Consider the following 19065-nt stretch of genomic DNA (forward strand, 5'->3'; position numbering starts at 1 on the left):
CGGCAGGGCAGAGGGGGACGCAACGAGTGCCGACATCACCATCACCCCTCCAACCCAGGCAGAATGCCCGAAGACACCGCCGCATTGAGCCCACCCGAGGCCACCAGATCGTTGGCCGCTTGCAGATCACCCGCCATGTAGCGGTCGACCTCCAGCGTCGGCACCACGGCGCGGATTGCCGCGATCGCGCTCGAAAGTTCCGGGCTGGTCGCGAGCGGGGCGCGGAATTCGACGCCCTGGGCTGCCGTCAGCGCCTCGATGCCGATGATCGAGAACAGGTTGTCGGTCATCTGCAACAGGCGGCGGGCGCCGTGGCAGGCCATGGAGACGTGGTCTTCCTGGTTGGCCGAGGTCGGCGTCGAGTCGACCGAGGCCGGGTGCGACATCTGCTTGTTTTCCGACATCAGCGCCGCGGAGGTCACTTCCGCGATCATCAGGCCGGAGTTGAGGCCGGGCTTCTTGGCGAGGAAGGCGGGCAGGCCGTAGGAGAGGGCGGGATCGACAAGCAGGGCGATGCGGCGTTGCGAGATGGCGCCGATCTCGCAGACCGCGATGGCGATCTGGTCGGCGGCGAATGCCACCGGTTCAGCGTGGAAATTGCCGCCGGAGACGACGGAATTGTCAGACAGCACCAGCGGGTTGTCGGTGACCGCGTTGGCTTCGATCTCCAGCGTGCGGGCGACCGAACGCAACAGGTCGAGGCAGGCGCCATCCACCTGCGGCTGGCAGCGGATGCAGTAGGGGTCCTGGACGCGCTCGTCGCCCTCGATATGGCTCTGGCGGATGACGGAGTTGTCGAGAAGTGCGCGCAGCGCAGCCGCCGTGTCGATCTGGCCCTTGTGGCCGCGCAGCGTGTGAATGTCGGGATGGAACGGAGCGGACGAGCCCATGGCGGCGTCGGTCGACATGGCGCCGGTGATCAGCGCTGCCTGTGCTGCACGATGAGCGCGGAAGAGGCCGGCGAGCGCCAGCGCGGTGGAGGTCTGCGTGCCGTTGATCAGCGCCAGGCCTTCCTTGGCGGCCAGTACGACGGGTGTCAGGCCAGCCTTGTCGAGCGCTGCGGCGCCGGTCAGGCGCTCGCCCTTATAGAAGGCTTCGGCCTCGCCCATCATCACGGCCGCCATATGCGCCAGCGGCGCGAGGTCGCCGGAGGCGCCGACGGAGCCCTTTTCCGGAATGACGGGGATGACACCCTTTTCCAGCATGCCCTCGATCAGCCGCACCAGCTCAAGCCGCACGCCGGAGGCGCCGCGGCCGAGCGAGACGAGTTTTAGCGCCATGATGAGGCGGACGATGTTTTCAGGCAGCGGCGCGCCGACGCCGCAGCAATGCGACAGGATGAGATTGCGCTGCAGCGTCGCCACATCGGCGCTGTCGATCTTGATCGAGGCAAGCTTTCCGAAGCCGGTGTTAATGCCATAGACGGGCGCATTGCCGGCGGCAATCTCCGCGATGCGCGCGGCGGCCTTGTTGATGCCGGCGTCGAAGGAGCGGTCGAGCACAGCAGGTTCGCCGGTCCAGTAGATCGTTTCCAGATGCTTCAGCGATACGGAGCCGGGATGAAGAGTGATGGTCAACGGTCGATCCTTTCGCCCTTGAAGACGTGTGCGTGAAGCGGGTTGAAGCCGATGCGGTAGACGAGTTCGGCGAGGCTCTCGACATCCCAGATCGCGAAGTCGGCCGACTTGCCGGCTTCGAGTGTGCCGGTTTCGTCGACGAGGCCCAGGGCGCGAGCACCTTCACGGGTGGCGCCGGCAATGCATTCCTCGACGGTGAGGCCGAACAGGGTGGCGGACATGTTCATGGTCAAGAGCAGCGACGTCAGCGGCGAGGTGCCGGGGTTGCAATCGGTGGCGATGGCGATGCGGGCGCCGGCCTCGCGCAGCGCCTTGACCGGCGGCTTCTGCTTTTCGTTGATGGCGTAGAAGGCGCCGGGCAGGAGCACGGCGACGGTGCCGGCCGCGGCCATGACGACGGCATCGTCGGCGGTGAGGTATTCGAGATGGTCGGCCGAGAGCGCCAGATAGGATGCCGCGAAGCGGGCGCCGCCGAGGTTGGAGAGTTGCTCGGCGTGGAGCTTGACCGGGAGGCCCAACTGCTGGGCTCGATCGAAGACGCGGCGCATCTCCTCGACGGAAAACGCAATGCCCTCGCAGAAGCCGTCGACGGCATCGACCAGACCTTCGGCATGCGCCTGTTCGAGGCCCGGCAGCACGACATCGGTGATGTAATCGCCGTTGCGGCCCTTGTACTCGACCGGCGTGGCATGGGCGCCGAGATAGGACGTGACGACGCGGACCGGGCGAATATTGCCCAGCGCGCGGGCGGCGCGCAGCATCTTCAGCTCGGCTTCGATGTTGAGCCCATAGCCGGACTTGATCTCGATCGTCGTCATCCCCTCCGACAGCAGCGTGTCGAGACGTGGAAGCGAGGCGGCGACGAGGCCGTCGACGGAAAGTGCGTTGGTGGCCTTGACCGAGGAGACGATGCCCCCGCCGGCGCGAGCGACCTCTTCATAGGTGGCGCCTTCCAGGCGCATCTCGAACTCGCGGGCGCGGTTGCCGCCATAGACGATGTGGGTGTGGCAATCGACGAGCCCTGGTGTCACCCAGCGGCCTTCGAGATCGGTGATCTCGGCGCGCTCGATCGCCAGAACCGGCAATTCGCTTTCCGGGCCGACATAGGTGATGCGGCCGGAATCGACGACAACAGCACCCTTTTCGATGACGCCGAGGCCGGCCTTGCTCGGGTCGAGCGTTGCCAGGCGGGCGTTGCGCCACAGGTGCGGGCGGACCTCTGCAGAGGCTTGCTCGTCTGAAAAATTGTTCCCGTTCATCAGCTTTGCGCCTTTCCTTATGCCTCAACATGTATATACATAATAAACGGGTGACAAGGGAAAATTTGGGCGTATCTCTGGAAAAGAAAGAGACGCTTCCGCCAGAAGGAGAGAAATCGGTCATGGCACAAACCGTTGCGACGACACTCCACGCACGCGCAGCACTTCTGCCTGAGGGTTGGCGGGAGAATGTCCGGCTGACGCTCGCGGGCGGACGCATATCGCGCATCGAGACATCGGTTCAGGCAGAACCTGCCGACGAACGTCATCATACGCTCGTTCCGGCCATGGGGAACCTTCACAGCCATGCTTTCCAGCGCGCCATGGCGGGTCTTGCCGAGGTGAGAGGCCCGGCTAATGACAGCTTCTGGAGCTGGCGCACCGTCATGTACAAGTTCGCCCTGTCGATGACGCCTGAACATGTCGAGGCCGTGGCCGCGCAGCTCTACATGGAGATGCTGGAGGCCGGCTTCTCCCGCGTCGGCGAGTTCCACTATCTGCACCATGACAAGGACGGGCGGCCTTATGCCAATATCGCGGAGCTGGCCGAGCGAATTGGCGCGGCGAGTGCCACTGCTGGCATCGGGCTGACCCTGCTGCCTGTCTTCTACGCCCATTCCGGCTTCGGCGGCGCCGAGCCGATCGAGGGGCAGCGCCGGTTCATCAATTCGCTCGACAGCTTCGCGGCGTTGATGGACGGCTGCCGCACGGTGACGTCGCAACTCAGCGGCGCCGAGCTCGGGCTCGCGCCACACAGCCTGCGGGCGGCGACGCCGGAAGAGCTCATCAAGGTCGTGCCGATGGCGGGCGAGGGGCCGGTTCATATCCACGTCGCCGAGCAGGTGAAGGAAGTCGAGGATTGCATCGCTTGGTCTGGCGCCCGGCCGGTCGAATGGCTGCTCGACAATGCCGATGTCGATGGTCGCTGGTGCCTGATCCACGCCACCCACATGACCGACAGCGAGACACGCGAGATGGCGCGGCGTGGCGCGATTGCCGGTCTCTGCCCGATCACCGAGGCCAATCTCGGCGACGGCACCTTCCCGGCGCCGCTGTTTCTCGAAGAGGGTGGGCGTTATGGCGTCGGCTCCGATTCCAACGTGCTGATCTCGCTGCCCGGCGAGCTACGGCAGCTCGAATATTCTCAGCGTCTGGCGCTTCGAGCCCGCAACGTCATTGCCGCATCGGGCGGCTCGACGGCGCGCAGCCTCTTCGACCATGCGATCACGGGCGGCGGCGCGGCGCTGAAGGCGCCGGGCGGGCTGGCGGTCGGGCATCACGCCGATATCGTCGCGCTCGACATATCGGCCGTTCCCTATCTCGCAGGCGACCAGCTGCTCGACCACTGGATGTTTGCCGGCGGTGTTGCGGTCGACAGCGTCTGGGCGCTGGGCGAGAAGACGGTCGAGAGTGGCCGGCATGTCGGCCGCGAGGCGATCAACCGGCGCTTCCTCAAGGCGATGAACGAATTGCTGGCGGCCTGACGGCCTTTCCCGACTCGGGTATTGCCGGTAGACCGAGAGAAAAGCGGAGCGCGACGATGGATCAGGGCAGGGACATCACCTTGCATCAGCGGATCGTGAACGACATCGAAGGCCGCATCGTCTCGGGCGAGTGGCCGCCGGGTCATCGCATTCCGTTCGAGCTCGAGCTCACCAAGGAATACGACTGCTCGCGGATGACGGTGAACAAGGCGCTGACCCAACTCGCCAAGGCGGGCCTGATCGAGCGCCGCAAGAAGTCCGGCAGCTTCGTCACCCAACCGCAGGCGCAGTCCGCTGTGTTGGAAATTCACGACATCGCCGCCGAGGTGAAATCGCTGAACCTCGCCTATTCGTTTTCGGTCGCGAGACGCGCCAGGCGCAAGGCGGATGCCGACGATAACAGGCGCCTCGAGCTGCAGCCGGGTTCGTCGGTCATCGAGGTGGTCTGCATCCATTTGGCCGGCGGTCGGCCCTTCTGTCTCGAGGAGCGCCTGATCAGCCTTGCCACCGTGCCCGAGGTGGAGGACGCCGACTTTTCGACGGTTCCGCCGGGCAGTTGGCTGATCAATCAGATCCCCTGGTCGAGCGCCGAGCACCGGATCCACGCGGTCGCAGCCGGAAGTGAAGCGGCGACGTTGCTCGATATTCCCCGGAATACGGCTTGCCTCGTGGTCGAGCGTCGGACCTGGAGCAATGTCGGCCCGGTTACCCATGTGCGATTTACCTATCCCGGCGACAAGCATGCGTTGTTGGCGCGGTTTACGCCGGCGTCTTGAGCGCTCGGTGGGGGCGTAGTTGGATGACCCTTGGACGTCTTGCCGTGTGATACCCCCCTCTGTCCTGCCGGACATCTCCCCCACAAGGGGGGAGATCGACTCGCGGCTTGCTCCCCAATCAAACATCGAGGTAGGAGCGAGCGGCTGCGCCCAGCCAATCTCCCCACCTGTGGGGGAGATGCCCGGCAGGGCAGAGGGGGGTAACACACGGCAAAACCTTTCGACCATAACCTCGTATCCCGCCGACACACCAAATCCCCACGCGGCTCTCACCCGTGTCTCAACCATGCACTTCACTCGGACGGGGCGCTGGAAATCACCTCGATTGAGTAAGTAGAATATGGCGCTTCCCAGCGCCCCGTTCGGCGGTTTTTATCCGCGACTTCGACCTCTCTGCCTTTCCGCCCAACTTCGTGGCGGAACCATGTGTGCCTCACAGGCACGTCCGGGCTCAACTCGGCACCCTCTTGCGAGGGAAACCGCCGTCACCGGAGGGAGACCATTTTCCGCAGACCCGGGTCATGAGGTTTTGCGTCTTACCCTCACGCTCCGCGCCGATCCCGCCTCGCCGGCACGCCTGCCGGTGTATCCGATGACGGGACGACGCCATTCTAGGTCAAGGTTTTTCGAGCGGGGAAAACTGAAGCGGAAGATTCGCGTAAGCCGTTGATTTGACGAATACACGCGACGCAAAGACACGAAAAAGCCGCGCGCCTTTCGACGCGCGGCTCTAAAGCCTTGGGAGGCTCAAAAACCTTAGAGCAGGCCGGCTGCGGTCATCAGTTCGACGACCTTCTTGTTGTCGAGCTTGGAGGCTTCGACCTTCGGTGCCTTCAGGTCGGCGATCGGAACCAGCTTGGCGTTGGAATCGCCGGCAACCGAGTATTCAAAGGAATCGCCGTTCTTGAGAACGTCCTGGCCAGCCTTGGACGTGATCCACTTCAGCAGAGCCTGGGCTTCCTTCGGATGCTTGCTGGACTTCAGCACGCCACCGCCGGAAACGCTGAGGAACGCGCCCGGATCTTCGTTCTTGAAGTAGTGGAGGTTGACGTTCTTGCTGTTTTCGCCGGTCTTGGCTTGATCACCGAAGTAGTAGTAGTGATAGATGATCGCGCCTTCGACTTCGCCGGCATTGACGGCCTTCATGGCAACGCTGTTGCCCTTATAAGGCGTTGCGTTTTCCTTCATGGCCTTCAGCCAGGAAGCGGTCGCTTCCTCGCCCTTCAGCTGCAGCAGCGCGCCAACGATGGCCTGGAAGTCAGCGCCACCAGGAGATGCGCCCCAACGACCCTTCCAGGCCGGATCGGCGAGATCCATCATCGACTTCGGCAGCTTGTCTTCCGTGAGCTTGGTCTTGTCGTAGGCGAAAACGGTCGAGCGAGCGGCGATGCCCGTCCAGGTGCCGTCGGCCGGGTGGAACTGCGAGGGAACCTGGGCCAGCGTTTCCTTGTCGACCGGTGCGAAGAGGCCGGCGGAGGCGACCAGCGCCATGGCCGGGGAGTTTTCGGTCAGGAACACGTCGGCCGGCGACGCGTCGCCTTCCTGTACGATCTGGTTGGCGAACTGCATGTCGCTGCCCTTGCGGACGGTGACCTTGATGCCGGTATCCTTGGTGAAGCCTTCGGCCCACTCAGTGCCGAGGCCCTCGTGCTGGGCGTTGTACACGACGATGCCTTCGGCATCCTGCGCGAACGCGCCGTTTACGAAGGCTGTCGCGGCGAGAAGCGCGGCGGCGGAAGCCAGCTTCAGGCTGATGGATTTCTTCATGTCAAACTCCTGATTGGAGCGAAACCAGGCCCGGATCGGCTCAAGTTTTCGGTCGCTATGAATTGGTTAGCAATGCGTCTGAATGCTCCGGCCGGCGCTTCCGGCTAAAACTATTCTGACGTACTCCACTTATCGTGTGCCGTTGGTCCTGACCATGGGGACTAAAGTCCCTATTGGCCGCCGTAGAGGGCCGGGGCCGCTAGGAAAGGCCGCGAAATCAGTAAGAATTGGTGGGACCCGACCGGCAGCATTTCACGAGATCGCAACCGTTCCGGCCGGAAAACATGGGAGAGTAGGCATGAAGAAGATCATCGTTCACACTTGCGTTACCGCCGGATCGCTACTTCTGGCGCTTGGCTCGGCCGGCGCCGCACCTCTGTCGCCGAATGCCGGCATCACCGCGCTCAATCCGCCGGTGGCAATACTCGTGCGGCAGGGCGCCGACGATCTCGTCAAGCACAAGCGCCACGGTCGCGGGCTCGATGACGGCCCCGACCACGTCCGCCACAGCTCGTCCGCGTCGTCGGCATCCTCTTCCTCATCCCGTGGACGCGGCTCGGATGATTCCGCAAGCCACGAGCATCATGGCGGCGACGACCACGGTGGAGATCACCACGGCGGTGGCGGTAGCGACGATCATGGCGGACGCCGCTGATCGCGATGTCAGTCATGTCCCGGTCCTTTGAGGGCCGGGGCTACCGCTCAAGGAGATCGATCGTGAACACCTGGCCGAAAATCGCCTGTACCGTCATTCTCTGCACGATTTCAGTCGTGGCGGGCCCGGTCTCCGCATGGGCGGACAAGGGAAGCGGTGGCGGTGGTTCGGGCGGAAGCGGGAGCTCGGGCGGTAGTGGCAGCGGCAGCTCGGGCGGCGGCGGATCGGGATCCGGTTCAGGATCGTCCGGTTCCGACCATTCCGGATCCTCCGGTTCGGGGTCTTCCGGCTCCTCGGGCTCAGGCTCATCCGGATCTCACTCGTCGGACGACGATGGCGGCAGCCGCTCGGGAAGTGGCCGGCATGGCGGCCGGGATGATCGCACCGGCTCTATATCCCCGCGCGAGGATCGCGCCTTCGATGGCGGCTGGCGCGAGCGCATAAGGAACGGCCGCTATGAGCTGTTCGATCCCGAAGGCCGCCTCGTCATCCGTCGCGACGCCAAGAAAACCGATATCGACCGTTTCCGCTAATTGTAACCGGGACTGATCAGGACCGTGATCGCGCGTCGCGCAGGAACATCGCGGCTTCCGTGCGATTGCGCGCCTTCAGCTTCTGAAGGATGCGCGTCATGTTGTGCTTGATCGTCTTTTCCTGGAGGCTGAGCTGGCGGGCAACCTCCTTGTTGCTGTTGCCGTCGGCGACCAATCCAAGAATCTGCTCCTCGCGTGGCGTCAGCAAGGCCAAGGCATCCTCTTGCGGATTGCGCGCCGGGGCTGGGTGAGGCTGGGCGCCATCGCCCTTCATTTCCGTCAGGATGCGCGCGGCAAGGCTCGGAGACACATAGCTTTCGCCCGCCACCACGTTGCGGACCGCCGATACCAGCGTGGAGGCGTTGACCCCCTTGAGGATGTAACCCTTCGCGCCCTCCTTGAGCGCGTCGAAGAGATCGCTGTCCTCCTCGGAAGCCGTCAGCACGATGACGGTCGCGGCCGCGTCATCCTTGATGATCGCGCGCAGGGCATGATGCCCGCCGCCGGGCATCGAGAGATCGAGAAGCAGCGCATCGGGCCGATGCTGGCTGAACAGCGCTATCGCATCGGCAGCGCTGGCGCCTTCGCCGACCACTTCGAAACCCGGCTCGTCGGAAAGGCTTCGTGCCAGGCCATTACGGAAGATCGGGTGGTCGTCGACGATCGCCACTCTCAGCGTGTTCGCAGTCATTCCGATGGTCTCCTCGGTAGCATCATCCGCAAAGTGGTTCCGGCGCTGGCGTCCGACGTGATGTCGAGGCGCCCGCCGAGCCCGGCCAGCCGTTCCTCCAGCCCGGCAAGCCCAAGTCCATGTTCGTCTCCAGACCTGACAAAGCCGGTTCCGTTGTCCTCGACCGTGATCGTGACATGGTGGTCGTCCTCGGATGCCGTCACCGAGATTTTCGACGCGCCGGCATGCCGGGTGGCGTTGCTCAGCGCCTCCTGGATAAAGCGGTAGGCGCAAATCTTGGCGGCCTGCGCCGGGATATCGAGCGGCCCGACATTCGAGACGATCTTGCTGCGCGAATGCGTCTCGTGCGCCTGGATGGCGCGGCGAACGACATCGTCGCCCGAGAGCTGTTCCAGCTCCGGCAGCGTGAGGCCGCGGCAGATGTTGCGGATTTCCTGGATGGCCTCGGTGATCGAACTGCTGACCAACGATTCATCGTCGCCCTTGGCCGTACCCTTGGCGATCGCCTCCAATCTCAACGCGGCAAAGCCGAGCAGCTGTGCGGGGCCGTCGTGCAGTTCGGCGGAGATGCGGCGGAGATAGCGCTCGTTCAGCGTCGCCGTGCGCTGGTTGGCCTTGTCGGCGCGCTGGCGCAGCGCCCGGTTTAGGTCGAGCATCCGCGACAGCTCGATGACCTGTGCGTCGAGCGACCGCCGCTGGACGTCGATCAGGTGGCTACCTCGAGCGACGATGATGAAGAGCAGCGCGAGCATGCCGGCCGTGACGGTGCCGACGACGAGCCAGCTCTGCAGCCGGGCGACGGCGAGTTCGGAGCGCAGGTCGCTGGCGATCTCGTAGAATTCGGCAACAGCAATGATGTCGCCCGACCAGGGCTCGCGGATCGGGCTGTAGATTTCTAGAAGCGGCTGGCCGCTTTTTTGCTCGAGCTTGTTTTCCTCGCCCCTGAGGTCGTCGAACTCGGCATGCACCGAGCCGGCGAGCGCCGTCGCGAGCCCCTCGGTCATCTCGAAGTGCTTGCCGACAAGGCTGGGCTCGCTGCTGAAAAGCACCGTCCCATCGGGCCGCCAAATCTTGAACGAATAGAGCCTGCCGCGCAGCACACCCTGCTGCAGTGTCTCGGTCAGCGCCAGCTTGGCGCCCTCGCCGAGCGAGGTGCCCGAGGCGAGTTCCTGCGTGAGGGGTGCGATGATGCTGTCGACATAGAGTGCTGTGGCGTTGGCGGTGTTGCGCACCGCCGCGCTTTCGATGCGGCTTGTCACCCATAATCCGATGAGCGTCATGCCGAGCACCAGCACCAGACCACCCGCAATGCCGAATTGCCACGCCAAAGTAAGCCTTTGGCGCAACATCCTACGGGGCGGTTTGACTGAAACGACATTCATCGCGGTAGCATATCGATCTTTCCGCCTAAGCAGAAGAAGGACCAATGGCCGCGCGATCCCAAGTTGCGCATACGTCTTTCGTCCCAGTGGCAGATGAGATGGTCGCGCGATCGGAGCGTGTCATGCCTGGTCGAGCGGCGACCTGCTCGAAGCGTTGAGCTTGTCGCTCAACTCCTTCAGCAGCGACAACAGTATCGCCGCCTTCTCCGGATCCAGCGCCGTAAGGAGACGATCACCAGCGCGTATGGCGGCAGGTCCGGCTTGCTGGATAAGGCTTGCGCCCTCTTGAGTCGAAGAGAGTTTCCGGGCTCGTCTGTCGGACTTGTTGACGGTGCGCCGAATCAGGCCGCGCTTCTGAAGCCTTTCCACGCATTTTGTCACGGACGACCGATCGAGCGCGATCGCGTCGCCGAGCGTCGTCTGGTCGATGCCGGGCGATGAGTTGATGGTGGCGAGCGCCGAGAATTGTGTCGGCGAAAGGTCTGCTGCGCCAATCTCTTCAAGGAAGATCGCGTTTGAAATCTGGTGGCATCGACGGATCAGGAAGCCCGGCGCTTCACGGATGTCCTCGTAGGAAATTGTCATTCTTCATCCTCCCAGAAGTTGACATTACTCAAATGCTGTCATAGCTGAAATTCAGCTAGCAAACTATCTTTCAATTTGAAAGGCAAATGTGACGCGACAAACCCTCGCAAAAGCGCGAGAGCCTTCGCCGGCTCCCCTCCGCTCATCATCCTTTTCTGAATAGTGCGCCCGCGCGCGCATCTCGACCGGTGGCACCTGCGCGACCTATCGACCCCGCGCGCGCGAACGCCATATCTCCAGGGTCTGCACGCAGATCCTGTCAATTCACGCCTGAATTTGTAACAGAGAGGTCGTTCGATGACTGACAAGGCTCACACCGGAATTAGCCGCCGGAAGCTCCTATTAAGCAGCGCGGCGGCGTTCTTCGTCGCGGCGGCGGGCACTGCGGGGGCAACCATCATTCGCGGCGCGGCGCCCTTCAAGCCCTTTGACTACAATCCGCCCGAGACGCTCGGACCGGGCGGCTGGTATTTCTTCACGGCCGAAGAAGCGACCGCCGTCGAAGCGATGGTGTCGCGCATCATCCCCGCCGACAACTTGAGCGTTTCCGGCAAGGATGCGGGCTGTGCGGTGTTCATCGATCGGCAGCTGGCTGGCTCCTACGGCACGTTTGAGCGCCTCTACATGAAGGGTCCGTTCATGGCGGGAACGCCGGAGCAGGGCGATCAGTCCGAACTCGTGCCGCAGCAGCGCTACCGGATCGGTCTCGCGGCAATCAACGCACACTGTCGAAGCGCGAATGGGAAGGCCTTTGCTGAGCTCAGCGAGGCCGACCAGGACGCCGTTCTCAAGGGCCTAGAGAGCGGCGAGATCAAGCTCGACGGTATCGATTCCAAGATGTTCTTCGGCCAGCTCTTGTCCAACACCATGGAAGGTTTCTTTGGCGATCCGATCTACGGCGGCAATCGCGACATGGTTTCCTGGCGGATGATCGGCTTCCCCGGCGCCCGCTACGACTATCGCGACTATGTCGAACGTCACAACGAGAAGATCGACCTGCCGCCGCTCAGCATTGCTGGACGGCCGGAATGGACAGCAAGGAACTAGAACATGGCTCGCAAACTTCCTTCCACAGATGTCGTGGTCATCGGTCTCGGCTGGGCCGGCGCGATCATCGCCAACGAACTGACCGACCAGGGCCTCGAGGTCGTGGCGCTCGAACGTGGCCCATGGCGCGACACCGCGGCCGACTTCAATGTCGCGTCGGTTGCCGACGAACTTCGCTACGCACAGCGTCAGGAACTGATGCTGCGCACGGCGCAGAACACCATCACTGCGCGCAACAATCCCTCGCAGACGGCGCTGCCGATGCGCAACTGGGGATCCTTTCACCCCGGCAACGGCACTGGCGGCGCCGGCAACCACTGGGCAGGCATCACCTTCCGCTTCCAGCCCGACGAATTCCGGCTGAAGAGCCACCTGACGGAGAAATACGGCGCGAACGCCATACCCGAAGAACTGGTTCTCCAGGACTGGGGTACCGACTGGGACGAAATGGAGCCGTTCTACGACGCCTTCGACAAGATCGCCGGCATCTCCGGAAAAGCCGGAAATCTGCGCGGCGAGATCAAGGAGGGCGGCAATCCGTTCGAGGGGCCGCGTTCCAACGAGTATCCGACCGGACCGATGCGGCAGCCCTATGGCCCGACGCTGTTCGCCAAGGCGGCGAAGGAACTCGGCTATAATCCGTTCCCGGTACCCTCCGCGCTGATCTCCGAGGCCTATACCAACCCGCTCGGTGTCACGATGGGTCCGTGCACCTTCTGCGGCTTCTGCACGAACTACGGCTGCGCCAACTATTCCAAGGCGAGCGCGATCACCACCATCCTTCCGGCCCTGGTGCGCAAGTCCAACTTCACGGCGCGCACCAATTCCGAGGTGCTGAAGATCACGCTCGATTCGACGGGCAAGAAGGCGACGGGCGTCGTCTTCGTGGATTCGTCCGGCGAAGAGTGGGAACAGCCGGCCGATCTGGTGGTCGTCACGGCCTTCACCTTCGAGAACGTTCGTCTGATGCTGCTTTCGGGCGTCGGCACGCCCTATGATCCGAACACCAATGTCGGGACCACCGGCCGCAACTATGCCTACCAGACGGCGAACGGCGTCCAGATGTTCTTCGACGACAAGAACTTCAATCCCTTCATCGGCGGCGGCGCCGTCGGCATGGGGATCGACGAGTTCAACAACGACAACTTCGACCACTCGGGCCTCGGCTTCTTCGGCGGCGGCAGCATCCGCATCACGCCGATCGGAGCGGCTCCCATCGGCTACCGTCCAACGCCACCAGGCACGCCGAAATGGGGCTCGGAATGGAAGAAGGCGACCGTCGACAACTATCTTTCGACGGCCGGCGTCGGCTGCGAGGCATCGAGTTACACGACGCGCAACAACTACCTGTCGCTCGATCCGACCTATACCGACCATCTCGGCCGACCACTGCTGCGCATCACCTTCGACTTCCCCGAGAATGACCTGAAGATGGCGGCTTACTGCACGGACAAGGTCGGCGAGATCGCGCAGGCGATGGGTGCCAAGCAGATCGTCAAAAACCCGATGAAGGGACATTGGAACACGGCGCCGTACCAGTCGTCGCACGTCGTCGGCGGCTTCGTCATGGGGGCGGATCCGAAGACCAGTTCGGTCAACAAGTACCTGCAGACATGGGACGTCCCGAACCTCTTCGTCGTCGGTGCATCCGCATTCCCGCAGAACCCCGGCTACAACCCGACCGGTACGGTCGGCGCGCTCGCCTTCAAGGCGGCCGATGCCATCCGCAACCAGTATCTGAAAAACCCTGGCCCCCTGGTGCAAGCATGAGAAAAGTTCTTCTGATTGCAGCAAGTGCTCTGACACTTGCCGCCCAATCCGCCGGGGCGCAGTCCCCCCGCGAAGATTCCTTCGAGCAGATCCAGAAGGGCCGCTACCTCGCGACGCTCGGAGACTGTTCCGCCTGTCATACCGCTCCCGGAGGCAAGCCTTTTGCCGGGGGCGTGACGCTGAAGACCCCGTTTGGGGATCTTGTCGGCGCCAACATCACGCCTGACCCTGATACGGGTATCGGACGGATGACGCCCGAGGAGTTCCAGAAGGTGATGTCCGAAGGCGAGGGCAGGGGTGGCTATCACCTTTACGGAGCCATGCCCTACACGGCCTATACGAAGGTGACGAAAGAGGACAACGAGGCGATCTTCGCCTATCTTCAGAGCCTGGAACCGGTCCATAACAAGGTCGAGACCAATCTCCTGCCGTTCCCGTTCAACGTTCGCGCAAGCCTTTCGGTCTGGAACGCGATGAATTTCGACAAGGGCGTCTACAAGCCAGACGCGTCCAAGTCCGAGGAATGGAACCGTGGCGCCTATATCGTTCAGGGTCTGGCGCATTGCGGCACCTGCCACACGCCGAAGAACATGCTTGGTGGCGACAATGGCGGTGAGTTCCTGAAGGGCGGTGTCCTCGACAACTGGTATGCGCCGGATATCACGGCGGATAACCACAAGGGTATCGGCTCGTGGTCGGAAGACGACATCGTCGCTTATCTGAAGACCGGCGCCAACCGCTTCGACATCGCATCCGGGCCGATGGCAGAGGAAGTCGAGAAATCGAGCCAGCATTGGACCGATGCCGACCTGAAGGCCGTGGCGAACTATCTGAAGGACACCGATGCGAAGTCGGCGGCCGTGCCGCAGCCTATCCCGGCCACGGACGGACGGATGGTCGCGGGCGCCGCGATCTATGCCGACCGTTGCTCAGCATGCCACACGCCTAATGGGGCGGGCATACCGAAGCTGTTCCCGCAGCTTGCCAAGGCGCCGCTCGTCAATGGCGACGACGCGACCAACCTTATTCGGGCCGTACTGGCCGGCAGCCAGTCGGGCGGGACGCATGCGGCTCCGACCGGGCCTTCCATGCCATCCTTCGCGTGGAACCTATCCGACAAGGATATCGCCAACGTCGTGACCTATGTCCGAAACGACTGGGGTAACGCCGCTCCGGCGGTTTCCGAAAGCGATGTCGCCAAGCTGCGCGAGAGCCTGCAGGAATAAAATGAACGGGGTCGGCATCGATTTGCCGACCCCGACTGCCAACGACTGGCCCCGACTGCATGCGCGTCGTCTGAAATATTGAGAATTGGGTAAGGTTCTGGCGCTAGGCTTGTTAGCGTTAACGAAGCCTTACTCGGTAGAAGATGATTCGGCGCATCCTCATTGTGGTGATGATCATGCTGACCACGATCGGCAGTGCGCAGCTTTGCCTTCCGAGCGCTTCCTTCGCAGCACCCTGTCAGACCGAAGTCATCACCGAAGGCGATGCGCTCTCCGGTGACGACAGCCGCGACGTCAGCCATATCCATGACGCCGAGCACTGGACGCGGCGGCCGCCTGTCGATGCCTGGCCCAGCGCCTGGGAACTCGCCGACATAAGCTACCACCCCAATCTCCCGATCCATCTCGAAGGCCGGACGCTCGATCCCATGTATCGGCCGCCGATCGCCGGCGGCGCTCTTTCCCGTCCCGATTCACTAGCCAGAGCAGCCTGACGATCTCCTGACGATATCAGGGCTGCTCGAGAGAGAGCCCCGATGTTGTTAGCCGTCAACGCACCCAAGAGCCTGTCTGCCTCGCCGCGATATCTCCGGATACCAGGAGCGCGCGCACGATGACCCTCGTATCGAAAATCATCCTCGCGAAACGCCGCGGCCATCTCAACGTCTCGGCGCTCAACAAGGGACGCCGTAAGAAGGTCGATCTCTACAGGCAGGGCAAGACGCGCGTTCTTCTGGTCGCGCTGGCGCTCGTCATGGGCTTTACGGCCAGTGCCGCTCGGCTCGTCGAATACGGGGCTCGCGATCCAGAGGCGACATCCGGCATCCTGCCATCCGACAAGCTGCTGGCCTCGCGGCCCGACATTCTCGACCGGCACGGGCAATTGCTGGCAACCGACGTTCGCACCGTCTCGATGTTCGCCGAGCCCAACAAGATCGTCGATGTCGATGATGCCGTGGAAAAGCTCGCCACGATCTTTCCCGATCTCGATCGGCGGGGGACCTATGCCAAGCTTTCCGTGAAATCGTCACGGTTTGCATGGCTGCGCCGGCAGATCACGCCGCGCCAGCAGAGCCAGATCCTCGAGCTGGGCATCCCGGGTGTCGGATTCCGACCGGAGAAGAAGCGGTTCTATCCGGGTGGGAATACGGCCGCCCACGTTCTCGGCTATGTCGATATCGACAATCGTGGTGTTGCGGGGATGGAACGATATCTCGACCAGCAGGGGCTGCTCGACCTTCGCGCCGCCGGGCTGACGAGCGACATGCCGCTGGAGCCGGTGAAGCTCTCCATCGACCTGCGGGTGCAGAACATCGTGCGCGAGGTGGCCGCCGAAGCCATGGTCAAATACCGGGCCGAGGCCGCCGGCGCCGTCATTCTCGACGTGGAGACGGGCGAGGTTCTGGCGATGGCGTCGGTTCCCGATTTCGATCCCAACCAGCCGTCGCGAACGCTTGCGAACGGCAAGGTCGACAAGGAATACGAGAAGGGCTGGTTCAACCGCATCAGCAACGCGACATTCGAGATGGGCTCGACCTTCAAGAGCTTCACGCTGGCGATGGGCCTGGATGAAGGCAAGATCAACCTGAACTCGATGGTCGACGCCACCCGGCCGATCCGCATGGGCGGCTTCATCATCAAGGACTTCAAGGGCAAGAACCGCGTTCTCTCGATCCCCGAGGTCTTCCAGTATTCCTCGAACATCGGCACCGCCGCCGTTGCCGACATGGTCGGTATCGACCGGCACCGGGAGTTCCTGACCAAGCTGGGGCTCCTCTCCAAGATGGAGACGGAAATGCCGGGCGTTGCGACGCCGACGCAGCCGCGAACCTGGAAGAAGATCAACTCGGTGACGATCTCTTTCGGCCACGGTGTCGCGACGACGCCGCTTCAGACGGCCGTCGCCGCCGCCTCGCTGATCAACGGCGGCAAGCTTCTCCCCCCGACCTTCCTGCCGCGCAGCTACCAGCAGGCGGGCGACATTGCCAAGCTCGTTCTGAGCGACAAGACGAGCCAGGATATGCGCTACCTCTACACCTGGAACGGCATCAAGGGCTCCGGCCGCAGCGCGCAGGTCGAAGGCTTCAACATTGGCGGCAAGACGGGCACGGCCGACAAGGTCGTCGATGGTCGATACGCGAGCGACAAGAACTTCAACGCGTTCGTCGCCGCATTTCCGATGGACCGGCCGAAATACATCGTGCTGACGATTATCGATGCGCCTGAGACGGGCGAGCATGGCGGCCGGACGGCGGCCTCGACGGCCGCCCCGATGATCAAGTCCATCATCGGCCGCGCCGGGCCACTGCTCGGCGTCGCGCCACGCTTCGGAAGCCCGGATGCGGAGTATCTGCTGGCGGACTACTGAGCGGCAAGAAGACGGCTGGGGGGACGCGCCGCCGGCCTCCAAGGCGCCACGATGGATTTCGGCTGCGAGCGGATGTAGGGTTGTTGCAGGGAATGCGCGCATATCCATGCAACAATCTTGTCCTTGCAGGAGCGGCCGTCGCGATGGATCGAAAGCTTGCAGCCATCCTGTGCACCGACGTCGTCGGCTTCAGCAGGCTTGCCGCGCTTGACGAGGAGCGCACCCTCCAGTCGCTCCATGTGTGCCATGGGCATATCGCGGACTTGGTAGTCGAGCACGGCGGACGCGTCTTCGGCAGCGCCGGCGATGGGCTGGTCGCGGAGTTCCCCAGCGCGGTTCAAGCCACAAGGTGCGCGGTGGAAATCCAGCGCCAGCTTCACCGCCATTTCGAAGGCCTGCCTGCCGATCGGCGCCTCGAGTTCCGCATCGGGATCAACCTCGGCGACGTGGTGGTTGCAGGCGACGATCTCCTCGGCGACGGCGTCAATATCGCGGCGCGCCTGCAGGAGATAGCCGGCCCGTCGGGCATCTCAATCTCCGGCTCCGTTCGCGAGCATCTCGACGGCAAGGTTCCGTTTGCGCTTGCCAGCCTCGGCGAGCGTGTCCTGAAGAACATACCGCGGCCGATTTCCGTCTTTCGCGTGGACTGGTCGCAAGAGGCCGGCGACGATCAGGTCGTGGCTTCGGCCTGGTCCGCCAATCGCCTCGACAAAGATCAGCCGTCGCTTGTTGTCATGCCCTTCGACAATCTCAGCGGGCCAAGCGACGGATACTTCGTGGATGGCGTCGTTGAGGAGATCACGGCGGCGCTATCGCGTGTCCGGGACTTCTTCGTCATCGCCCGCCAGTCCGCCTTCACCTACAAGGGCAAGTTCATCGATGTCCGTGATGTCGGAAGGGAGCTCGGGGTCGCCTACGTTGTCGAGGGCACGGTTCGCCGCGGCGGAGACCGGTTGCGCATTTCCGTCCAGCTGGTCGATGCAGAAAGGCGGACCCAGCTCTGGTCGGAGCGCTACGAGGGCATGACCAAGGACCTCTTCGAGTTCCAGGACCGGATTGCGGCGCAAGTCGCGGGCGCGATCCATCCGGCCATCCGCAGCGCTGAAATCGAGCTGGCGAAGCGCAAGCCACCGAGCAGCCTGCGTGCCTACGACCTTGTCATGCGCGCCTGTCCCTACCTCTGGGGCCACAACAAGGACGGCATCGCGCGTGCCATTCCGCTTCTTCGGGATGCCATCGCGGTCGATCCGGCCTACGGTCGCGCGCACGCGTTTCTGGCATGGTGTCACGCCCAGAACCTCGGCTACATCTGGACCGATGACCCGGAACGGGAGCTCGCGCTCTCGCTTGCCGCCATCGATGCCGCGTCGCGCGCGATCGACGATGACCCGACGGCCCTGACCGCGGTCGGCGGAGCAATCAGCCATTGTGGCGATCAGCCGCGCGCGGCGGTCTATCTGGAGAGGGCGCTGTCGCTCGATCCGAATAACTCCTGGGCGTGGGCGAGATTTGGCTGGGTCGCAAGCTACAGGGGAGAGCCCGATCGCGCCAAGGAGCGCTTCGAGCGCGCGATGACGCTTAGCCCGGCCGATCCGCTTGCCTTCAACATGCGGATGGGCTTCGCGCTGGCGCTGGCTCTTGCAGGCTCTCTCTCCGAAGCGGTGTCGATCGCCCGGGAGGTCGTCACCAGGCATCCCGATGTGACGTGGCCGTACCGGATGATGACGGCCTGGGCGTCGATGCAGGGGGATGAGGAGACGGCGCGCTGGGCGGCTGCGAAGTTGCTGATTGCAGAGCCGGATTTCACGATCGAGCGCTATCTCACCCGGCCGGTCTTTCGCGCTGTGCCAAGGTGGGCGGATGAGATGGCTGAGGGATTGCGCAAGGCTGGCCTGCCCGAGCGGTGAGCTGCCCCTGTCTGGGCTGCCGCCACTATGCAGATGAA

General features: G+C 63.4%; 16 protein-coding genes and 1 pseudogene. 11 read left to right on the forward strand and 6 right to left on the reverse strand.

Going from position 1 to position 19065, the window contains the following annotated elements; genetic code table 11:
• Positions 1–41: 41 nt before the first annotated feature.
• Both hutH and hutI read right to left on the reverse strand, forming a co-directional pair.
• Complete coding sequence (hutH, locus tag D460_RS0126640; protein WP_018901664.1) at positions 42–1577, reverse strand: histidine ammonia-lyase; 1536 nt, start codon at positions 1575–1577, stop codon at positions 42–44.
• Positions 1574–2836, reverse strand: coding sequence for an imidazolonepropionase (gene hutI, locus D460_RS0126645; RefSeq protein WP_018901665.1), 1263 nt, complete (start codon positions 2834–2836; stop codon positions 1574–1576). Before hutI ends, hutH begins: the two co-directional genes overlap by 4 nt.
• 122 nt (positions 2837–2958) lie before the next feature.
• Between hutI and D460_RS0126650 the strand changes: the two genes are divergently transcribed.
• The 3 genes and pseudogenes from D460_RS0126650 to D460_RS36930 all read left to right on the forward strand — a co-directional run.
• Positions 2959–4320, forward strand: a complete 1362-nt coding sequence (locus D460_RS0126650) for a formimidoylglutamate deiminase (protein WP_018901666.1) — start codon at positions 2959–2961, stop codon at positions 4318–4320.
• Positions 4321–4376: 56 nt separating this feature from the next.
• Positions 4377–5096 carry a histidine utilization repressor gene (gene hutC, locus D460_RS0126655; RefSeq protein WP_018901667.1) on the forward strand — a complete coding sequence of 240 codons (720 nt, stop codon included), beginning with the start codon at positions 4377–4379 and terminating at the stop codon, positions 5094–5096.
• Positions 5097–5145: 49 nt separating this feature from the next.
• Positions 5146–5298, forward strand: a pseudogene (locus tag D460_RS36930) (riboflavin biosynthesis protein RibD); the annotation flags it as partial.
• A gap of 554 nt (positions 5299–5852) precedes the next feature.
• Here D460_RS36930 and D460_RS0126660 read toward each other — a convergent pair.
• Positions 5853–6863, reverse strand: a complete 1011-nt coding sequence (locus D460_RS0126660; RefSeq protein WP_018901668.1) for an iron ABC transporter substrate-binding protein — start codon at positions 6861–6863, stop codon at positions 5853–5855.
• Between the two features lie 298 nt (positions 6864–7161).
• Between D460_RS0126660 and D460_RS0126665 the strand changes: the two genes are divergently transcribed.
• Together D460_RS0126665 and D460_RS36560 are read left to right on the forward strand one after the other, a co-directional pair.
• Positions 7162–7518, forward strand: coding sequence for a hypothetical protein (locus D460_RS0126665; RefSeq protein ID WP_018901669.1), 357 nt, complete (start codon positions 7162–7164; stop codon positions 7516–7518).
• 62 nt (positions 7519–7580) lie between these two features.
• On the forward strand, positions 7581–8051 hold the full coding sequence (locus D460_RS36560) for a hypothetical protein (protein ID WP_051110838.1): 471 nt from the start codon (positions 7581–7583) through the stop codon (positions 8049–8051).
• A 16-nt stretch (positions 8052–8067) separates the two neighbouring features.
• Here D460_RS36560 and D460_RS0126675 read toward each other — a convergent pair whose 3' ends face one another.
• From D460_RS0126675 to D460_RS0126685, 3 genes are all read right to left on the reverse strand, one after another.
• Complete coding sequence (locus D460_RS0126675; RefSeq protein ID WP_018901670.1) at positions 8068–8742, reverse strand: response regulator transcription factor; 675 nt, start codon at positions 8740–8742, stop codon at positions 8068–8070.
• A complete protein-coding gene (locus D460_RS0126680; RefSeq protein ID WP_018901671.1) occupies positions 8739–10070 on the reverse strand; it encodes a sensor histidine kinase in 1332 nt (443 codons plus the stop codon). The genes D460_RS0126675 and D460_RS0126680 overlap by 4 nt, the downstream gene beginning before the upstream one ends.
• 174 nt (positions 10071–10244) lie before the next feature.
• Positions 10245–10709 (reverse strand): MarR family transcriptional regulator, encoded by a 465-nt coding sequence (locus D460_RS0126685; RefSeq protein ID WP_018901672.1) that lies wholly within the window; start codon positions 10707–10709, stop codon positions 10245–10247.
• Positions 10710–11006: 297 nt separating this feature from the next.
• Here D460_RS0126685 and D460_RS0126690 point away from each other — a divergent pair, with 297 nt between their 5' ends.
• From D460_RS0126690 to D460_RS0126715, 6 genes are all read left to right on the forward strand, one after another.
• Positions 11007–11756, forward strand: coding sequence for a gluconate 2-dehydrogenase subunit 3 family protein (locus tag D460_RS0126690; RefSeq protein ID WP_018901673.1), 750 nt, complete (start codon positions 11007–11009; stop codon positions 11754–11756).
• 3 nt (positions 11757–11759) lie between these two features.
• Positions 11760–13526 (forward strand): GMC family oxidoreductase, encoded by a 1767-nt coding sequence (locus tag D460_RS0126695; protein WP_018901674.1) that lies wholly within the window; start codon positions 11760–11762, stop codon positions 13524–13526.
• Positions 13523–14752 (forward strand): cytochrome c, encoded by a 1230-nt coding sequence (locus D460_RS0126700; RefSeq protein ID WP_018901675.1) that lies wholly within the window; start codon positions 13523–13525, stop codon positions 14750–14752. The genes D460_RS0126695 and D460_RS0126700 overlap by 4 nt, the downstream gene beginning before the upstream one ends.
• Positions 14753–14928: 176 nt before the next feature.
• A complete protein-coding gene (locus D460_RS0126705) occupies positions 14929–15246 on the forward strand; it encodes a hypothetical protein (RefSeq protein ID WP_155947862.1) in 318 nt (105 codons plus the stop codon).
• 260 nt (positions 15247–15506) lie between these two features.
• On the forward strand, positions 15507–17120 hold the full coding sequence (locus D460_RS0126710) for a penicillin-binding protein 2 (RefSeq protein ID WP_245267813.1): 1614 nt from the start codon (positions 15507–15509) through the stop codon (positions 17118–17120).
• A 143-nt stretch (positions 17121–17263) separates the two neighbouring features.
• Positions 17264–19027 carry an adenylate/guanylate cyclase domain-containing protein gene (locus tag D460_RS0126715; protein ID WP_026283582.1) on the forward strand — a complete coding sequence of 588 codons (1764 nt, stop codon included), beginning with the start codon at positions 17264–17266 and terminating at the stop codon, positions 19025–19027.
• Positions 19028–19065 lie beyond the last annotated feature (38 nt).

Source organism: Rhizobium sp. 2MFCol3.1, from assembly GCF_000377565.1.
GTDB lineage: Bacteria > Pseudomonadota > Alphaproteobacteria > Rhizobiales > Rhizobiaceae > Rhizobium.